The following is a 16,745-nucleotide window of genomic DNA, read 5'->3' as shown; positions in this document are numbered from 1 at the left end:
GTCATCCGGGTCCGGCCAAGGCCCTGATGCGGCAGAACCAATCCTACATCTTCTTCCGCGAGGCCGCGGAGTTGGCGGCCGCCGATGGGCCCATCGGCGGGGCCGGCCACCCGCTCGTGCCCGGCCGGAGCCTCGCCGTCGACCGCTCTCTCTGGGTCTATGGCCTGCCGGTCTGGCTCGACGGGCAATTGCCGCTGACGCTCAACGAGGCGGAGCCGCTCCAACGGCTCATGATCGCGCAGGATACGGGCTCGGCCATCGTCGGACCGGCCAGGGGCGACTTCTTCTTCGGCAGCGGCGAGGAGGCGGGCCGACGCGCCGGGCTTCTGCGCCATCTCGTGCGCTTCGTGGTTCTGCAGCCCAAACCCCGTTCATGACCCGCAAAAGCCGCACCCGCCAGCTCAGCCCCGAGGAGAAGCGGCTCTGGTCCCATGTGGCCCGGCATGTGAAGCCCATGCAGGGCAAGGCCCTGCCGCCCGAGCCGGAGCCCGACGACAAACCCGCCACGGCCCCTAGCCCGGTGACGGCGAAGCTCCCGCCTGCCCTGCCCCCTCTCCAGCCCGCGAAACCTGCCCTGCCCCCTATGGCTCCCGTGGAGCGCAAGACGCTCCAGGCCTTGCGTCGGGGCCGCAAGGACGTGGACAGCGTCATCGACCTGCATGGGATGCGCCAGGAGGAAGCGCATTTCGCCCTGCTCGGCTTCCTGCATCGCGCGCAGGGCTCCGGCCATGCCCTCGTTCTGGTGATCACCGGCAAGGGCGGTGCGGCGGTCAGCAGCGGCCTGTTCGAGGAGCGCGGCGTGTTGCGCCGTATGGTGCCGCACTGGCTGCGCCTGCCCGACCTGCGCCACCTGGTGATCGGCTTCGAGGAGGCCTCTCCCCAGCATGGCGGATCCGGTGCACTGTATGTCAGGCTCCGCCGGCGGCGGAGTGTGGGATGACGAACGGATGACTCCCTTCGGTGAACGGGTGCGGCAGCTGCGCCAGGAGCGCGGGCGCATGTTGAAGGACATGGCGGCTCACTTGGGCGTATCGAGCGCCTATCTGTCGGCCCTGGAGCGCGGCGAGCGCGGCAAGCCCACCTGGACGCTCATTCAGGGCGTGCTGCAGTATTTCCACATCATCTGGGACGAGGCCGACGAACTCACGCGGCTGGCCGACCTCTCCGACCCCCGGGTGAAGATCGACACGGCCAACACCGACTCGAAGGCGACGCTGCTGGCCAACCGCCTGGCGCGGGAGATCCGCGGCCTGACCCCGGACGAACTCGACCGGATGATGGTGGTGCTCGATGAAGCGCAGGAGCGGGAGCGGAAGGTTGCCACGGAGCCTCCCCTCTCCCGGGCGGGAGAGGGGCAGGGGTGAGGGCGTGCGGCTTCACCCGCCTAGCGCAGTCATCTCCGCTGCAGCACGCCACGCGCAGCATCGTCTCCGGCACCGGCCTTCCCTCACCCCGACCCTCTCCCGTACGGGAGAGGGAGAATGGCCCCAGCCCTTGACCTCCCCTGCCCCGGATGCGAAAGCCCCCCGTCTTTCACAAACCCGGTGGCCTATGTCCCAGACCCGCATCGACGTTCTCACCCTCGGCAACGCCATCGTTGACGTGCTCGCCCATACGGACGAGGCCTTCCTGCTGCAGAAGAAGGTGCACAAGGGCGCCATGCAGCTCATCGACGAGGCGCGCGCCGAGGAGCTCTATGGCGATATGGGACCGGCCATCATCGTGTCAGGTGGCTCCGGGGCCAACACGGCTGCGGGCGTCGCCTCCTTTGGGGTGAAGGCCGGCTTCATCGGCAAGGTGAAGAACGACGAGACGGGCAAGCTCTTCGCTCACGATCTCAAGGCCATCGACGTGCATTATGACGTGACGCCGGCGCAGGACGGACCGGCTACCGCCCGCAGCTTCATCCTGGTGACGCCGGACGGCGAGCGCACCATGAACACCTATCTCGGCGCCTGCCAGAACCTCACCCCGGACGACGTGAACCCGGACACGGTGCGCGCGTCCTCGATCGTTTATCTCGAAGGCTATCTCTGGGATCCGCCGGCCGCCAAGGAAGCCTTCCGCAAGGCCGTGAAGATCGCTCACGAGGCCGGCAACAAGGTGGCGCTGACCCTGTCCGACGCCTTCTGCGTCGACCGCTACCGCGACGAGTTTTTGGGCCTCATGCGCGACGGCAGCCTCGACATCCTCTTCGCCAACATCCACGAATTGCAGAGCCTTTACGGCACCTCGGATGCCGACACCGCGCTTGCGGCGCTACGTGAAGAAAACGTGCTCGGCGCCATCACCCGCTCGGCGGACGGCGCGCTGATCGTCAGCGGCGGCGAGACCAGGGCCGTGCCGGCCTTCCCCGTGGAGCGCGTGGTCGACACCACCGGCGCGGGCGACCTCTTCGCCTCCGGCTTCCTGGCCGGCCTCGTGAAGAACCTGGATCTCACCGACTGCGCCCGCCTCGGGGGATTGGCCGCCGCCGAGATCATCAGCCACCTCGGCGCCCGCCCGCAGGTAAGCCTCAAGGAAATGGCCGAGCAGCAGGGTTTGCTGAGGTAAGGGGCCACCCTCCCCGTCATGGCCGCGCTTGTCCCGGCCATCACGTCTTGAATGCATCGAGACTCCCTCCGCCCTCATCCTGAGGAGAATTGCGCCAGCAATCCGTCTCGAAGGAGCTTCCAGTGCTCTCTGGATCCCTCCTTCGAGACGCAGACTGCGTCTGCTCCTCAGGATGAGGTAAGAGCTTGCGGCAAAAGGCTCTAACCCCCACCCGTCCGCCCGAACCACAGCCCAAACAGGGCCGCGAGCGAGACGAGCGCAAGAAACCCGTTGAACAGCACGAGCAGGAACGGCGGGATGCGCTGCACGTCCGGGTGCGGCGGCTGGGAGCCGGTGAAAATCTGACGCCAGACGGCGGAGGCGAAGCAGAAGGCGCTGAACAGGATCAGCACCGAGCCGGTGGAGATGATCATCCAGTCCGGCACCACGCCCGCGAGCAGCTTCTGCGCGCCGATGCCGGAGGCGAGCGCGGCAAGGCCGGTGCGCACCCAGGCCGCATAGGTGCGCTCGGCGGCGAACACCGTGCGGTTGGCGGCCAGTTCCGTGCGCCGGTCGGCGCTGTCCTTCATCTGCACGCTGGCAACGGCGGTGGTCTTAGCCGCAGCCTGCGTGTGCTCCGCCGCTTCCTGCGTGCTCTCTGCGGCCTCCTGGGTCTGCTCGGCCGCTTCCTGCGCGTGCTCGGCGCTGCGTTTAAGTTTCTCGTCGACGGGCTGCGTGGCCATGCATCCTCCGAACTTTCGAAGGCTCAACGCTTAAGATTGCGAAATGGTTGGCTTCAGGTGGCTGTGCCGGCCAGCATGGCAAGCAGCCACGCGATTGCGAGCCAGCTGATGCTGCCGAGAACGAACAGGGCTCCTGTCGAGATAGCCGAGGTTCTATCTCCCCAAAGCGCGTCCATGATCCGGCTCGGTTGATCCGCGACACTGGCGGCGATCCCCATGGATGCACTCGAACCGGTGGTCGAGCCGAAGAACATGAGGGCTCCGAGCCCACCCATGCCCAATCCCACATAGGTTGCGACATCGAACATCTCGACGGCAGAGCGCCGTTCGAGGAGCCAAATGGCCAGAGCCGTCTCGACAAAGGCCAGGATATTGAGAACGGCCAGCCCCTTGGCAAAGGGTTTCATGCCGGGCTCACAGCCGTCGCAGCGCCACCGTCTCGATCCGGTGGCTCGCACCCTTCTTCAGGATCAGGCTCGCGCGCTGGCGCGTTGGCACGATGTTCTCCTGCAGGTTCAGCAGGTTGATGCGGTTCCACAGGCCCTCGGCGATGCCGATCGCCTCCGCCTCGGGCAGTTCCGCATAGCGCCGGAAATAGGAGAGCGGATCGCGGAATGCGGTGTGGCGCAGGCGCAGGAACCGGTTCACGTACCAGCGGTGCAGGTCGGCCTCGTCGGCGTCGATATAGACCGAGAAGTCGAAAAAGTCGGACACGAAGGGAATGGCCGTGCCGTCCTTGGGCATGCGCGCCGGCTGGAGCACGTTGAGCCCCTCGACGATGAGGATGTCAGGCCGGTCGACAGTGGTTTCCTCGCCGGGCACCACGTCGTAGACGAGGTGGGAATAGAGCGGCGCCTTCACGTTGCGCTTGCCGGCCTTGATGTCGGCCAGGAAGTGCAGGAGCTTGCCGGTGTCGTAGCTCTCCGGGAAGCCTTTGCGCTCCATGAGGCCAAGCCGGGTCAGCTCGGCGTTGGGCAGGAGAAAGCCGTCCGTGGTGACGAGGTCCACCTTCGGGGTGTTGGGCCAGCGGGCGAGCAAAGCTTTCAGCACGCGGGCCGTGGTGGACTTGCCCACCGCCACCGAGCCCGCCACGCCGATGATGTAGGGCACCTTGGCGTCCTTCTCGGCGAGCAGGAAGCGCTGGGTCGCCTTGAACAGGCCTTGCGTGGCTGCAACGTAAAGGGAGAGCAGGCGCGAGAGCGGCAGGTAGATCGCCGCCACCTCGTCCAGCGAGATCGGATCGTTGAGGGATTGCAGCTGCACCACCTCGTCGGCGGTGAGCGTCATGGGCGCGTCTGCCCGCAGCTTGGCCCATTCGTCGCGGGAGAAGACCCGGTAGGGCGACAGCCCGTCATCGTTTTCGACGGCGGAAACCACGTTGGGCTGGTCCATGCGAACCACCTCTCGTTTTAGGGTTTGCGCGCGGCCTTTTCCGCAAGCCCCGATTGCGCCGTGCGGCGCTCCAGTTCGGCCATCACGTCACTTAGAGGAATATCCGCGCCCTGCAACACGACCAAAAGATGATACAGCACGTCAGCGGCCTCGGCCGTGAGGTTTTCGCGATTGCCCTGCACGGCCGCGATCACCGCTTCCACCGCCTCCTCGCCGAGCTTCTTGGCGGCTTTCGCCGGGCCACCGCCGATGAGCTTGGCCGTATAGGACTCGGTTTCGGGCGCCGCAGCACGTTCGGCCACGATGCGGGCGAGATCGTTGAGCGTGAAGGAGGTCATGGGTGAACTAGCCCGGCAGGGTGACGACAAGGGGGCCGTTGCGGGTGGCAACGACGGTGTGCTCGTACTGGACGGTCGGCGCGCGCGGCTCGCTGAACAGGGTCCAGGGATCGTCGCCGTCCTCGGCCCATTCCGCCCCCAGGGACAGGAAGGGCTCGACGGTGAAGACCAAGCCCTCGTTCATGATCCGGCGCTCCGAGCGGTCGGGCCAAGTCGAAATTTCCTTCGGCTCCTCGTGCAGGGAATGGCCGATGCCGTGGCTCGCGAGATTCCGCACCAGGGTATAGCCGTTCTTCTCCGCAAATTGTCCGATGGCCTGGCCGATCCCCGCAATCGGCTTGTTGGCCCCTACTTGGCGCAACCCGATCCATAGGGCGCGCTTGCCGTCCCGGCACAGGCGCTTGGTAGCATTCGTGATCGGCGGAACCGCGAAGGACGCGCCGGTATCGGCGAACAGGCCGTTCTTTTCCGCCGAGATGTCGATGTTGACGAGATCGCCCGCCTCGATCCGTCGGGAACCGGGAATGCCGTGGGCCACCTCCTCGTTCACGCTGATGCAGGTGGCGCCGGGAAAATCATAGACGAGCTCCGGGCCGGATCGCGCGCCGGCCTTTTCGAGAAGCTTGCGCCCGATCAGGTCGAGCTCCGCCGTCGTCATGCCCGGCTCGAGCGCCGCAGCCATGGCCTCAAGGGTATTGGCCACGATCCTGCCGATCTCCTGGAGCTTGTTGAGATCATCCTCGTTGGAGACCGTCATGGGCTGAGTTCTTTCATGCTGCGCGGTTTGAAGCGCTGTGCGCCGGCTCATCCAGCCGCATCTTCAGGCCCTTCTCGGCCATATAGCTCTTCGCCTCGCTGATCGTATGCGTGCCGAAGTGGAAAATCGAAGCGGCGAGCACCGCGCTGGCATGGCCCTTCTCGACGCCATCAACCAAGTGATCGAGGTTGCCGACGCCGCCCGACGCGATCACCGGCACGGAGACCGCGTCCGCGATGGCGCGCACGAGCGCGAGGTCATAGCCGCCCTTGGTGCCGTCCCGGTCCATGGAGGTGACGAGCAGCTCCCCTGCCCCAAGCGCCGCCACCTGCTTGGCGAACGCGATGGCGTCGATGCCAGTGGCGTTGCGGCCGCCATGGGTGAAGATCTCCCAAGCCGTGGGTTCGCCCTCCCCTGAGACCTTCTTGGCATCGATGGCGACGACAATGCATTGGTTGCCGAATTTTTCCGAAGCCTCGCGCACGAAATCCGGATTCTTCACCGCAGCCGTGTTGATCGACACCTTGTCGGCGCCGGCGAGCAGCAGATTGCGGATGTCCTCGACGGTCCGCACGCCGCCACCAACGGTCAGCGGCATGAAGCAGGCTTCCGCCGTGCGCCGCACCACGTCGAGCAGGATCCCCCTCGCCTCGTGGCTGGCCGTGATGTCGAGGAAGCAGAGCTCGTCGGCGCCCGCCGCGTCATAGGCCTTGGCGGCTTCCACCGGATCGCCCGCGTCGACCAGATCGACGAACTGCACGCCCTTCACGACGCGCCCGTCCTTCACGTCGAGGCAGGGAATGAGACGCACTTTCAGCATGGTTCACTCTTAATCACCTTCCCCTTGAGGGGGAAGGTCGGACCGCGAGGTCCGGGATGGGGTGGATGCACGAGGCTTGCAGATGCTCGCGCAGCGTCCACCCTCCCCCTCAAGGGGAGGATGAGACAGGCACATTTTTCAGCAGCGTCAGCGCCTCAACCGGGTCGATGCGCCCGTCATAAAGCGCACGGCCGGAGATGGCGCCGTTGAGCACGGCGCAGTCGGGTTGGGTGAGGCGCTCGATATCGGCCATGGAGGCGAGGCCCCCCGAGGCGATCACCGGGATCGAGACGGCGCGGGCCAATCCTAAGGTCATCGGGAAGTTGAGGCCCTTGAGGATGCCGTCGCGGGCGATGTCCGTGTAGATGATGGCAGCGACGCCTGCATCCTCGAAGCGGCGCCCGAGTTCTTCCGCCGACAGGGTCGAGGTCTGGGCCCAGCCCTCCACGGCCACGAGCCCGTCCTTGGCGTCGATGCCCACCGCGATCTTGCCCGGATGGAGGCGCGCCGCCTCGCGCACGAAATCGGGATCGCGCACGGCCGCTGTGCCGATGATCACGCGGGACACGCCCTTCGACAGCCAGCCCTCGACGGTCTTCATGTCGCGAATGCCGCCGCCGAGCTGCACGGGAATTTTGATGCGCTTGAGGATATTTTCGACCGCCGCCGCATTCATCGGCTTGCCGGCGAACGCTCCGTCGAGATCGACCACGTGCAGCCATTCGAAGCCCTGGCGCTCGAAGGTGGCGGCCTGATCGGCGGGATCGTCGTTGAACACGGTGGCCTGGTCCATGTCGCCCTGGATCAGGCGCACGCACAGGCCCTCTTTGAGGTCGATGGCAGGATAGAGGATCACGGGCGCCACCTCAGGAAATTGGCGATGAGCCTGAGGCCGAGGGCCTGGCTCTTCTCGGGATGGAATTGCGCGCCGACGAGGTTGTCGCGCCCGACGATGGCCGTCACCGGCCCGCCGTAATCGGTGGTGGCGACCACATCGGCCGGGTCGGCCGGGGTCAGGGCATAGGAATGCACGAAATAGGCGTGCAGCCCGTCCGGTCCGGTGGGGATGCCGTCGAGGAGCGGATGCGGCTTCGCCAGCTCAAGCGTGTTCCAGCCCATATGCGGGATCTTCAGGCTCGGGTCGCTCGGCTCGATGGCTTTCACGTCGCCGTGGATCCAGTCGAGACCATAGCTGGTCGTATGCTCAAGGCCGCGCGTGGCCATGAGCTGCATGCCCACACAGATGCCGAAGAAAGGGCGCTTGTCCTCATGGACGCGCCGCTGCAGCACCTCCACCATGCCGGGCACGGAATCGAGGCCGCGACGGCAATCGGCGAAGGCGCCGACGCCCGGCAGCACAATCCGGTCGGCCTTGGCGACCATATTCGGGTCGGACGAGACCGTGATGGAGAGATCAAGCTCTGCCTCCCTGGCTGCCCGCTCGAAAGCCTTAGCGGCGGAGTGCAGGTTGCCGGACCCATAGTCGATGATGACGACGCTCACCGGGGACGCTCCGCATCGGGGAAGAGGCCGATCACAGGCTCGGCCCGCCTCGGGGTGGACAGGATCGGCGAAGGCGCCGGGCTGCGGGGCAGGGGTGCCGACTTCACATCGAGCCAGCGGGCGAAGGCCTTGGCCTCAGCTTCATCCTGGTCGGCGGCTGTGACCGCATCGACGGCCGGGCGGCCACGGCGCGAAAGCGTCCAGCGCCGCAGGCTGTTGGCCTCCAGGCCGATCAGGCTCTGCAGCAGGAGCTGGGCAATGGAGCCGGCGAGCGGATGCACGTCGAGCACGGCCATGAGGCCGCCGAAGGCCAGCACCAGAAGCAGCACCGCAAGGCCGGCGAGCCACAGGCGATGGACGAAGAACCACAGGAAGGTGAAGAAGAAGGCGCCCCAGGAGAAGGCATCCTTCACCAGCTCGGATTCGTCCAAAGCGCTCGGATCACCCGGCCGCGCATCGCGCGGGAGGTGCAGGGTATAGGTGGTCATGGCGACGTTTCCTCAAGCCATGTCCGGTGAGGCGGCGATAGTCGTCTCGTCCGAACAGGCGTCTCTCGATGGATCTAGAGCGTACCCTTGGTGGAGGGAACGCGGCCCTCTTCCCTTGGGTCCAGTGCCACGGCCTGACGCAAGGCCCGTGCCAAGCCTTTGAAGCAGCTCTCGGCAATATGGTGGCTGTTCTCGCCGTAGAGAGTTTCCACGTGGAGCGTCAGCCCCGACTGGATGGCGAAGGCCTGGAAGAACTCGCGCACCAGCTCGGTGTCGAACACGCCGATCTTCTCCGTCGGGAAGGTGGTGCGGAACACCAGGAAGGGACGGCCCGAAATGTCGAGGGCGATGCGCGTCAGGGTCTCGTCCATCGGCAGATGGATATCGGCATAGCGTGTGATGCCCTTTCTATCGCCAAGCGCCTTCAGGATGGCCTGGCCGAGCGCAATCCCGGTGTCCTCGGTGGTATGATGCTGGTCCACATGCAGGTCGCCGGTCACCTTCACGGAGAGGTCGAAGTGACCGTGTCGGGCGAACAGTTCGAGCATGTGGTCGAGAAAGCCGACGCCGGTGGAGATCTCGGCCTTGCCGGTGCCATCGAGGGCGATCGACAGGGCGATATCGGTCTCGGCGGTACGACGGCTGACGCTCGCGGAGCGCATCATCACAATCCTTTGCGGAACAAGAGACGAGGCGTTCTAGCAAGGAGCGCGGAGAATTGCCACCCGCGTTGCTTTTGGCCGATCAATGATTAAGTCAGGGCTCAGGCGTCTACCAAACACCCCCTCATCCTGAGGAGCCGCGAAAGCGGCGTCTCGAAGGAGGGTCCAGAGCGCACTGGAGACGCCTCGTCCTTCGAGACGGCCTGACGGCCTCCTCAGGATGAGGCTTATGGTGGGCTTGTCAGGCGCGAGTTGCTTATGACCGTCCTTTCCCGCCGGAGCCCTGCCTTGTCCGAAGACGCCACCCCCCGCATGCATGCCACCACGATCCTCATGGTCCGCAAGGGCGGCCGCACCGTCATCGGCGGAGACGGGCAGGTGAGCCTCGGCCAGACCGTGGTGAAGGGCAATGCGAAGAAGGTCCGGCGCCTCGCCAAGGGCGGGGTGATCGGCGGCTTTGCCGGCTCGACGGCCGATGCCTTCACCCTGTTCGAGCGCCTCGAGGCCAAGCTCGAGCAATATCCCGGCCAGCTCACCCGCGCCTGCGTCGAACTCACCAAGGATTGGCGCACCGACCGGTATCTGCGCCGCCTGGAAGCCATGATGCTGGTAGCCGACAAGGAGGTGGGCCTGCTGCTCTCCGGCGCCGGCGACGTGCTGGAGCCGGAAAACGGCATCATGGCCATCGGGTCCGGCGGCAACTACGCGCTCGCGGCAGCAAGAGCGCTCGCCGAATACGAGATGGACCCGGAGACAATCGTGCGCCGGTCGCTCGGCATTGCGGCCGAAATCTGCGTCTACACGAACGCGAACATCGTCATTGAGACCCTGGACAGCTAATGACCACCTTTTCCCCCCGCGAAATCGTTTCCGAACTCGACCGCTACATCGTCGGCCAGAACGACGCCAAGCGCGCGGTCGCCATTGCGTTGCGCAACCGCTGGCGCCGGCAGCAGCTGGAGGGCTCGTTGCGCGAGGAAGTGGCGCCCAAGAACATCCTGATGATCGGCCCAACCGGCTGCGGCAAGACCGAGATCTCCCGCCGTCTCGCCAAGCTCGCGGGAGCGCCGTTCCTCAAGGTCGAGGCCACCAAGTTCACGGAAGTGGGCTATGTGGGCCGCGACGTGGAGCAGATCGTGCGCGACCTCGTGGAGATCGGCATCGGCCTCGTGAAGGAGGAGCGCCGCCGTCAGGTGCAGGCGAAGGCGCATATCGCCGCGGAGGAGCGCGTGCTCGATGCGCTCGTGGGCTCGACCGCGAGCGCCGTCACGCGCGATTCCTTCCGCCGCAAGCTGCGCGCCAACGAGCTCGACGACAAGGAGATCGAGATCGAGCTGCAATCGGGCGGAGGGCAGGGGATGCCGATGTTCGAGATTCCCGGAATGCCCGGCGCATCGGTGGGCGCAATCAATCTCTCCGACATGTTCGGCAAGGCCTTCGGCGGCCAGCGCAAGACGCGCCGCACCACCGTGCGCGAGGCTTATGACCCGCTGGTCACGGAAGAGGCCGACAAGATGCTCGACCAGGACGCCATCGTGCAGGAGGCCCTGCGTCAGGTGGAGAACAACGGCATCGTGTTCCTCGACGAGATCGACAAGATCGCCGGCCGCGAGGGCCGCACCGGCGCTGACGTGTCGCGTGAAGGCGTGCAGCGCGATCTGCTGCCGCTGATCGAGGGCACGACGGTGTCGACGAAATATGGATCGGTGAAGACGGACCACATCCTGTTCATCGCGTCCGGCGCGTTCCACGTGTCGAAGCCGTCCGACCTGCTGCCCGAGCTGCAGGGCCGCCTGCCGATCCGCGTGGAGCTCTCGCCGCTCACCGTCGAGGATTTCCGCCGCATCCTGACAGAGACGGAAGCGAGCCTCATCAAGCAATCCGTCGCGCTGATGAAGACGGAAGGCGTCGACCTCGTCTTCACGGACGATGCCATCGATGCGCTGGCTGAAGTGGCCGTGGAGGTGAACAACACCGTCGAGAACATCGGCGCACGCCGCCTGCAGACCGTGCTGGAGCGCGTGCTCGATGATGTGTCCTACACGGCGCCCGACCGCTCCGGCGAAACGGTGAAAATCGACTCCGCTTACGTGCGCCGCGAGGTTGAGGAGCTGGCGAAGAACACGGATTTGAGCCGGTTTATTTTGTGATCCTTTGATCAACCTCAAATGTCATTCCGGGGCCGCGCAGCGGAGCCCGGAATCCATAACCGCTGACGTTCCAAGAAGAAGCGTGTAGGTGCCCGCCCTTTCCTGAGGTGCCGTGTTTATGGATTCCGGGCTCGGCCTTTGGCCGCCCCGGAATGACAGTGAGGTGGGGTATGGAACCACCCCGCTGATTCGCGACTTGCTTCGGGATGAATCCGGACCTCCAGGACCTGAAGGCCAAGGCGCTCGTCATCCATGAGCGACTGTGCGCGGTCTATGGCTGCCCGATTCCCTACTTCCATACCCTCGATCCGGTGAGCGAGCTGGTCTCCTCGCTCCTGTCCCACCGCACCCGCAATGCGGATTCCGGTCGGGCGTTCAAGGCGCTGCGCGCGCGCTATCCCGACTGGCACGCGATGATGCATGCGCCGACAGACGAGGTTGAGGCGACGATCCAAGGCGTGACCTGGCCCGAGCAGAAGGCGCCGCGCCTGCAGGCGGTGCTGCACGCTATTCAAGAGCGGCACGGCAGCCTGTCGCTCGATTTCCTGAAGGACATGCCGGTCGAGGAGGCCCGGGCCTGGCTCGAGAGCATTCCGGGTGTCGGCCCGAAGACCAGCGCGGCTGTGCTGTCCTTCTCGGTGCTGCGCAAGGCGGCCCTTCCCGTGGACAGCCACCATCACCGGGTCGCGCAGCGCACCGCTCTCATCCCGCAATCGACAGCGGTCGGGCCATCCCATGCGGTGTTGGCCGCCCTTCTGCCGGAGGATTGGGATGCGCAACAGGTCTACGACAACCACGAAGTCATGATGCTGCACGGCCAGCGCTGCTGCTTCTTCAAGAACCCGGCCTGCCACCGCTGCGCGATCCTGGATCTCTGCCCGACCGGGCAGGGGAGGGTGGAGGGAAAGCGGGTTTCACCGGCCAGATCCGAGGCCGCGTCCGACGCGCTTGGCTCCTCACGTTCGCGCGAGAGATAGCCTGAAATTCCCATATAACGGAACGACCGTGCGCCTTGAGCGTTCGCCTCCCAACATCGGAGGAGATCCCATGCGTAAATTCTTCATGGCTGTAGCCGCCACGGCTGCTCTTGGCGCCTTCGGTCTTGCCGCTCCGGCTTCCGCCGCCGAGACGCGGACCGCGCCGGTCAACGAACTCGTCGCCGCCCTCAAAACCGGCGATGTGAATGCCGATTATGTGCAGTATCGCCGTTATTACGGCGGCAGCCCGCGTTATGTGGAGCGGCGCTATTATGGCGATCGCCGCTACTACGGGGATCGTCGCTATTATGGTGACCGCCGCTACTACCGTCGCGACCGCGGCAATGCTCTTGCGGCCGGTGCTCTCGGTCTTGCCACCGGCGCCATCATCGGCGGCGCCATCGCCCAGTCGCAGGCTCAGGCCGCTCCGGTCTACGGCGGCAATGCTGCCTACTGCGCCCAGCGTTACCGGTCCTATGACCCGGCCTCGGGCACCTATCTCGGCTATGATGGCATGCGCCATCCCTGCCCGTAACTTCGAGCAAGCGTGAATGAACGAAGCGGGCCATTCGGCCCGCTTCTTTTTTGCTGAACTTACTTTGCCGCGATGACGGCGATCTCGACCTTGAAGGCGGGGGTTGCGAGCTTCGCCTCGACGGTGGCGCGGGCCGGGGTGTTACCGGGAGACACCCAGGCATCCCACACGGCGTTCATCTCCTGGAACGTGCCCATGTCGGTGATCCAGATATTGGCCATCAGGATCTTCGACTTGTCGGTGCCGGCCTCGGCCAGCAGACTGTCGATGATCGAGAGGATTTCCTTCGTCTGCTCGGTGACGCTCTTGCCTGCGCTCTCCTGAGCGACCTGGCCTGCGAGATAGACGGTGTTGCCGTGAACGACGGCGCCGCTCATGCGCGGGCCGGGCTTGATGCGCTGGATCGTCATGGATTGTCCTTGAGCCTCACTGGTGAAAACGAGACCTGCCTTTTCGGGGGCAGAACGTACTTGGTCAAGTCATCAATAGAGCGTGGTGCGCTGCCGCTCGGGCAGAGCCTTGTCGTACGCCTCGCCGCCCGCCTCGTTGTTCGTGAGCGCGGCCAGGATCTGGCCGGCGCTCGGCAGGCTCCCGCGCGGCACGTGACGGGCCGGGTTCCACAGCTCCGAGCGCAGGATCGCGCGGGCGCATTGGAAGAACACCGTCTCGACGGTGATCACCACCACGGATTTCGGCGCCTTGCCGTCGACGGCAAAACTCTCCAGCAGGCTCGGCTCGATGGAGATCACCGCGCGCCCGTTCACCCTCAAGGTCTCGCCGATGCCGGGGATCAGGAAGAGCAGGGCGACCGCCGGGTCCTGCACGATGTTGCGCAGCGAATCGATCCGGTTGTTGCCGCGCCGGTCGGGCAGGAGCAGGGTCTTCTCGTCCCGGATGCGCACGAAGCCCGGCCCGTCGCCGCGGGGCGAGCAGTCGAGCCCCTCCGGACCGCGCGTGGCGAGCGCCGCGAAGGGCGAGGCCTCGATCAGGGCGCGGTATTCCGGAACGAGCCGGTTCGCCTCCTTCAGGAGCGAGGCCTTGTTGACCTCGCCATAGAGCGCTTCGAGGTCGGGCAGGCTGGTGATGGTGTGGGGCATGATTCGGGTTCTTCGCGTGCGGCGCCCAGGAATATATGGTTCGCCGCCTTGGTCCAGCGACTGTGATTTGACATTGGCCCGTGCGGCTGCACCTGCATAGCCTCAAGCCAAGCCCCCGATGCAGGATCGAGACCGGTCATCCGCCCATGAAGCAAACCGAGACAAGACCTGCCGCCGAGGCGGCTTTGCTTAAGGGTCCCGTCCCCTGGCGGGAGATCCGCCTCGTTTCGGGTCTCGTGCTCGCAACCTTTCTCCTCACCCATTTCAGCAACCATGCCCTGGGCCTCGTCTCCATCGACGCGATGGAGGCCGGGCGCGCCTGGTTCAACCGCCTGTGGCGCAACCCGGTCGGCACGATCCTCCTCTACGGCTCCCTGCTCCTGCACTTCCTGCTGGCGCTGCAGGCCCTCTATCGCCGCCGCACCCTGCGCATGCCCGTCCGCGAGGCCGCGCAGCTGGCCTTGGGCCTGAGCCTGCCCTTCCTCCTGATCGGGCATGTGACGGGCACACGGGTCGAATGGGCCCTGACCGGCCACGATTCCGGCTACCCCGAGGTGGTCAGGAGCATCTGGCTGCTGAGCCCCGAGATCGGCGCGCGCCAGGCGATTGCGCTCATCATCGCGTGGCTGCACGGGTGCCTCGGGGTCTATTTCTGGCTGCGTCCGAAGCCCTGGTTTCCAAGGTGGGCGATGCTGCTCTACACGGGAGCCATTCTCGTTCCCATCCTGGCCCTGCTCGGTTTCGCAGGGGCAGGCCGGGAGATCGCCGAGGCGCCGGAGCGGTTTGCCGTGCGCGCAGCCCCCACGTCCGATCTCCTGCCCCTGGTTGGCCCCGCCCTCTATGCCTTCTTCGGCGGTCTTCTGGCCCTGACGATTGCCAGTCGGATCGTTCGCAGCGCCAATCTGTGGTCCCGCCGGGTCCGCATCCGCTACCCCAACGATCAGGTCGTCACCGTGCCGGCCGGGTTCAGCGTGCTGGAGGCCAGCCGCACGGCCGGGATCCCGCACATCTCGGTCTGCGGCGGACGCGGCCGCTGCTCCACCTGCCGGGTGAGGGTGATTGACGGATTGCAGGACCAGCCGCCGCCCGCCGCCCAGGAGCGGGGCACGCTCGCGCGCATCAAGGCGGGTCCCAATGTGAGGCTCGCCTGCCAGTTCAGGCCGCACGGCGAGATCGCCGTCGTGCCGATCCTGTCCACGGGCCGCAACGGCGTGACGGCCTTGGTGCGCGCCGGACGGGCCCAGGGGCAGGAGCAGGAGGTCGCGGTGCTGTTCTGCGATCTGCGCGGCTTCACGAGCCTCACCGAGACGCGCCTGCCCTTCGACACGGTGTTCATCCTCAACCGCTATTTCGAGGCGGTGGGCGAGGCGGTGGAGGATGCGGGCGGCTATATCGACAAATTCATCGGCGACGGGGTTCTGGCCCTCTTCGGCCTGAGCACCACACCGCAGGAGGCCGCCCGTCAGGCCCTCGATGCCGCGCTCCGGATCAAGGCGGCGCTCGCCCGCCTCAACGAGGACTACGCCAGCGAGTTCGAGCATCCCCTGCGCATCGCCATGAGCCTGCATGCGGGCCCGGCCATCGTGGGCCAGATGGGCTACGGCCAGGCCACCAGCCTCACAGCCGTGGGCGACACCATCAACGCGGCGAGCCGCCTGGAGGGGCTCGCCAAGGAACTCGATGTGGAACTGGTGATCTCCGAGGACCTCGCCACCCGTGCCGGCCTCGACCTCTCCAGCCGCAACCGCCAGATCGTCTCTATTCGTGGCCGAGCGGCGCCGTTGGGGAGCTGGATCATCCCTCAGGTGGAGAGCCTAGGGCGATGATATAAAACAGCAGGATTTATCAAAGGCATCTCGCATAGGGTTGAATTAACAACCTGAAGCAAGAGTGCCGCACGATGGAACAAGCGACTTTGGAGAGTTATGCGAGCCGCCTTACACGCGTCTCCGCCTACATCCACGATCACTTGGATGAGGAACTCAGCCTCGATGTGCTGGCCGAGATCGCATGCCTTTCGCCCTATCACTGGCATCGAATCTATCATGGCCATTTCAATGAAACAGTTATGGCCACGGTCCGACGGCTGAGGCTGCAGCGCGCTGCAGCCGATCTGGCACATACCAATATGCCGGTGGCGAAAGTGGCGGCCAGGGCCCACTACGACAGCCAGGCCTCGTTTACCCGCGCCTTCAACACGGCTTTCGGTCTCCCTCCTGCCAAGTATCGCAAGGTCGGTGGCCACTCGGTCTTCAAAAATCCTAAGCCTCAAGGAGCCCAGACCATGTACGAAACCACCACGACACAGATTCCTTCGACCACTCTGGTTGCTGTCGAGCACCGCGGCTCATACCTGAAAATCGGCAAGAGCTTCGACATGCTCTTCACCGGACTGGCCCGGCGCGGCAAGATCCAGCCTGATCAGCGCATGATCGGCTTGTATTTCGATGATCCAACGAGCATTCCCGAGCCTGAACTGAGATCCCAGGCCGCAGTGACCGTGAATGAGGAGGTCGACGTCGATGCGCCTCTTTTCACCACGCAGCTTCGGGGCGGGGACTACGCGGTTCTCAGGTACAAGGGTCCTTACAGCGACATGCGGGCGGCTTATGATTGGCTCTTCGGCCAATGGCTTCCCTCATCAGGGCGCGAAGCCGCCGATGCGCCGGTTTTTGAGGACTATCTCAACAGCCCGCGCGACACGCCGCCAACCGAACTGCGGACGGATATTTATCTGCCCCTGAAGTGAAA

The 16,745-nt window shown here is 65.5% G+C and carries 22 protein-coding genes; 10 read left to right on the top strand and 12 right to left on the bottom strand.

The genetic code is table 11. From position 1 onward, the window contains the following. The 4 genes from IC232_RS12930 to IC232_RS12915 all read left to right on the top strand — a co-directional run. On the top strand, positions 1-377 hold a 377-nt coding region (locus IC232_RS12930; protein WP_246812178.1), incomplete at its 5' end, for a 3D domain-containing protein. After that, a complete protein-coding gene (locus IC232_RS12925; RefSeq protein ID WP_190845368.1) occupies positions 374-940 on the top strand; it encodes a Smr/MutS family protein in 567 nt (188 codons plus the stop codon). The genes IC232_RS12930 and IC232_RS12925, both read left to right, overlap by 4 nt. Before the next feature lie 7 nt (positions 941-947). Continuing rightward, positions 948-1,364: a helix-turn-helix domain-containing protein gene (locus tag IC232_RS12920; protein ID WP_190845367.1), complete on the top strand. Its 417-nt coding sequence runs from the start codon at positions 948-950 to the stop codon at positions 1,362-1,364. A 187-nt stretch (positions 1,365-1,551) separates the two neighbouring features. After that, entirely contained in the window at positions 1,552-2,553 is a 1,002-nt protein-coding gene (locus IC232_RS12915) for an adenosine kinase (protein ID WP_190845366.1), read from the top strand. A 200-nt stretch (positions 2,554-2,753) separates the two neighbouring features. Here IC232_RS12915 and IC232_RS12910 read toward each other — a convergent pair whose 3' ends face one another. The 10 genes from IC232_RS12910 to hisB form a co-directional block, all read right to left on the bottom strand. After that, positions 2,754-3,275: a YidH family protein gene (locus IC232_RS12910; protein ID WP_190845365.1), complete on the bottom strand. Its 522-nt coding sequence runs from the start codon at positions 3,273-3,275 to the stop codon at positions 2,754-2,756. 53 nt (positions 3,276-3,328) lie between these two features. Further along, positions 3,329-3,682 carry a hypothetical protein gene (locus IC232_RS12905; protein WP_190845364.1) on the bottom strand — a complete coding sequence of 118 codons (354 nt, stop codon included), beginning with the start codon at positions 3,680-3,682 and terminating at the stop codon, positions 3,329-3,331. A gap of 7 nt (positions 3,683-3,689) precedes the next feature. After that, positions 3,690-4,667, bottom strand: a complete 978-nt coding sequence (gene coaA / locus IC232_RS12900; protein WP_190845363.1) for a type I pantothenate kinase — start codon at positions 4,665-4,667, stop codon at positions 3,690-3,692. Positions 4,668-4,684: 17 nt separating this feature from the next. Beyond that, positions 4,685-5,005: a phosphoribosyl-ATP diphosphatase gene (locus tag IC232_RS12895; protein WP_190845362.1), complete on the bottom strand. Its 321-nt coding sequence runs from the start codon at positions 5,003-5,005 to the stop codon at positions 4,685-4,687. A gap of 7 nt (positions 5,006-5,012) precedes the next feature. Then, a complete protein-coding gene (gene map / locus IC232_RS12890; RefSeq protein WP_190845361.1) occupies positions 5,013-5,762 on the bottom strand; it encodes a type I methionyl aminopeptidase in 750 nt (249 codons plus the stop codon). 13 nt (positions 5,763-5,775) lie between these two features. After that, complete coding sequence (gene hisF / locus IC232_RS12885; protein ID WP_190845360.1) at positions 5,776-6,582, bottom strand: imidazole glycerol phosphate synthase subunit HisF; 807 nt, start codon at positions 6,580-6,582, stop codon at positions 5,776-5,778. Positions 6,583-6,691: 109 nt separating this feature from the next. Continuing rightward, complete coding sequence (gene hisA, locus IC232_RS12880; protein WP_190845359.1) at positions 6,692-7,447, bottom strand: 1-(5-phosphoribosyl)-5-[(5-phosphoribosylamino)methylideneamino]imidazole-4-carboxamide isomerase; 756 nt, start codon at positions 7,445-7,447, stop codon at positions 6,692-6,694. Next, positions 7,435-8,085, bottom strand: a complete 651-nt coding sequence (gene hisH, locus IC232_RS12875; protein WP_190845358.1) for an imidazole glycerol phosphate synthase subunit HisH — start codon at positions 8,083-8,085, stop codon at positions 7,435-7,437. The genes hisA and hisH overlap by 13 nt, the downstream gene beginning before the upstream one ends. Further along, positions 8,082-8,573: a DUF2628 domain-containing protein gene (locus tag IC232_RS12870; protein ID WP_190845357.1), complete on the bottom strand. Its 492-nt coding sequence runs from the start codon at positions 8,571-8,573 to the stop codon at positions 8,082-8,084. The genes hisH and IC232_RS12870 overlap by 4 nt, the downstream gene beginning before the upstream one ends. Positions 8,574-8,647: 74 nt before the next feature. Beyond that, a complete protein-coding gene (gene hisB, locus IC232_RS12865; protein WP_190845398.1) occupies positions 8,648-9,235 on the bottom strand; it encodes an imidazoleglycerol-phosphate dehydratase HisB in 588 nt (195 codons plus the stop codon). 312 nt (positions 9,236-9,547) lie between these two features. Between hisB and hslV the strand changes: the two genes are divergently transcribed. From hslV to IC232_RS12845, 4 genes are all read left to right on the top strand, one after another. Continuing rightward, the gene (gene hslV / locus IC232_RS12860) at positions 9,548-10,075 is read left to right on the top strand and encodes an ATP-dependent protease subunit HslV (RefSeq protein WP_190845397.1); all 528 of its coding nucleotides are present in this window, start codon (positions 9,548-9,550) and stop codon (positions 10,073-10,075) included. Next, a complete protein-coding gene (gene hslU / locus IC232_RS12855; protein ID WP_190845356.1) occupies positions 10,075-11,385 on the top strand; it encodes an ATP-dependent protease ATPase subunit HslU in 1,311 nt (436 codons plus the stop codon). Before hslV ends, hslU begins: the two co-directional genes overlap by 1 nt. Before the next feature lie 206 nt (positions 11,386-11,591). Further along, on the top strand, positions 11,592-12,362 hold the full coding sequence (gene nth / locus IC232_RS12850) for an endonuclease III domain-containing protein (protein ID WP_190845355.1): 771 nt from the start codon (positions 11,592-11,594) through the stop codon (positions 12,360-12,362). A gap of 70 nt (positions 12,363-12,432) precedes the next feature. Next, a complete protein-coding gene (locus IC232_RS12845; RefSeq protein WP_246812177.1) occupies positions 12,433-12,897 on the top strand; it encodes a BA14K family protein in 465 nt (154 codons plus the stop codon). Between the two features lie 59 nt (positions 12,898-12,956). On the opposite strand, the gene IC232_RS12840 is transcribed toward IC232_RS12845, so the two are convergent. Beyond that, positions 12,957-13,307, bottom strand: coding sequence for a RidA family protein (locus IC232_RS12840; protein WP_190845354.1), 351 nt, complete (start codon positions 13,305-13,307; stop codon positions 12,957-12,959). Between the two features lie 72 nt (positions 13,308-13,379). Further along, complete coding sequence (locus IC232_RS12835) at positions 13,380-13,994, bottom strand: pyridoxamine 5'-phosphate oxidase family protein (protein WP_190845353.1); 615 nt, start codon at positions 13,992-13,994, stop codon at positions 13,380-13,382. A 146-nt stretch (positions 13,995-14,140) separates the two neighbouring features. Here IC232_RS12835 and IC232_RS12830 point away from each other — a divergent pair, with 146 nt between their 5' ends. Then, a complete protein-coding gene (locus IC232_RS12830) occupies positions 14,141-15,820 on the top strand; it encodes an adenylate/guanylate cyclase domain-containing protein (protein WP_190845352.1) in 1,680 nt (559 codons plus the stop codon). Positions 15,821-15,894: 74 nt separating this feature from the next. Further along, on the top strand, positions 15,895-16,743 hold the full coding sequence (locus IC232_RS12825; protein WP_190845351.1) for a GyrI-like domain-containing protein: 849 nt from the start codon (positions 15,895-15,897) through the stop codon (positions 16,741-16,743). Positions 16,744-16,745 lie beyond the last annotated feature (2 nt).

Source organism: Microvirga sp., from assembly GCF_014699075.1.
In the GTDB taxonomy this organism is placed as follows: Bacteria; Pseudomonadota; Alphaproteobacteria; order Rhizobiales; family Beijerinckiaceae; genus Microvirga.
Note: the sequence above shows the minus strand (reverse complement) of the source record. Positions and strands in the feature narration are given on the sequence as shown.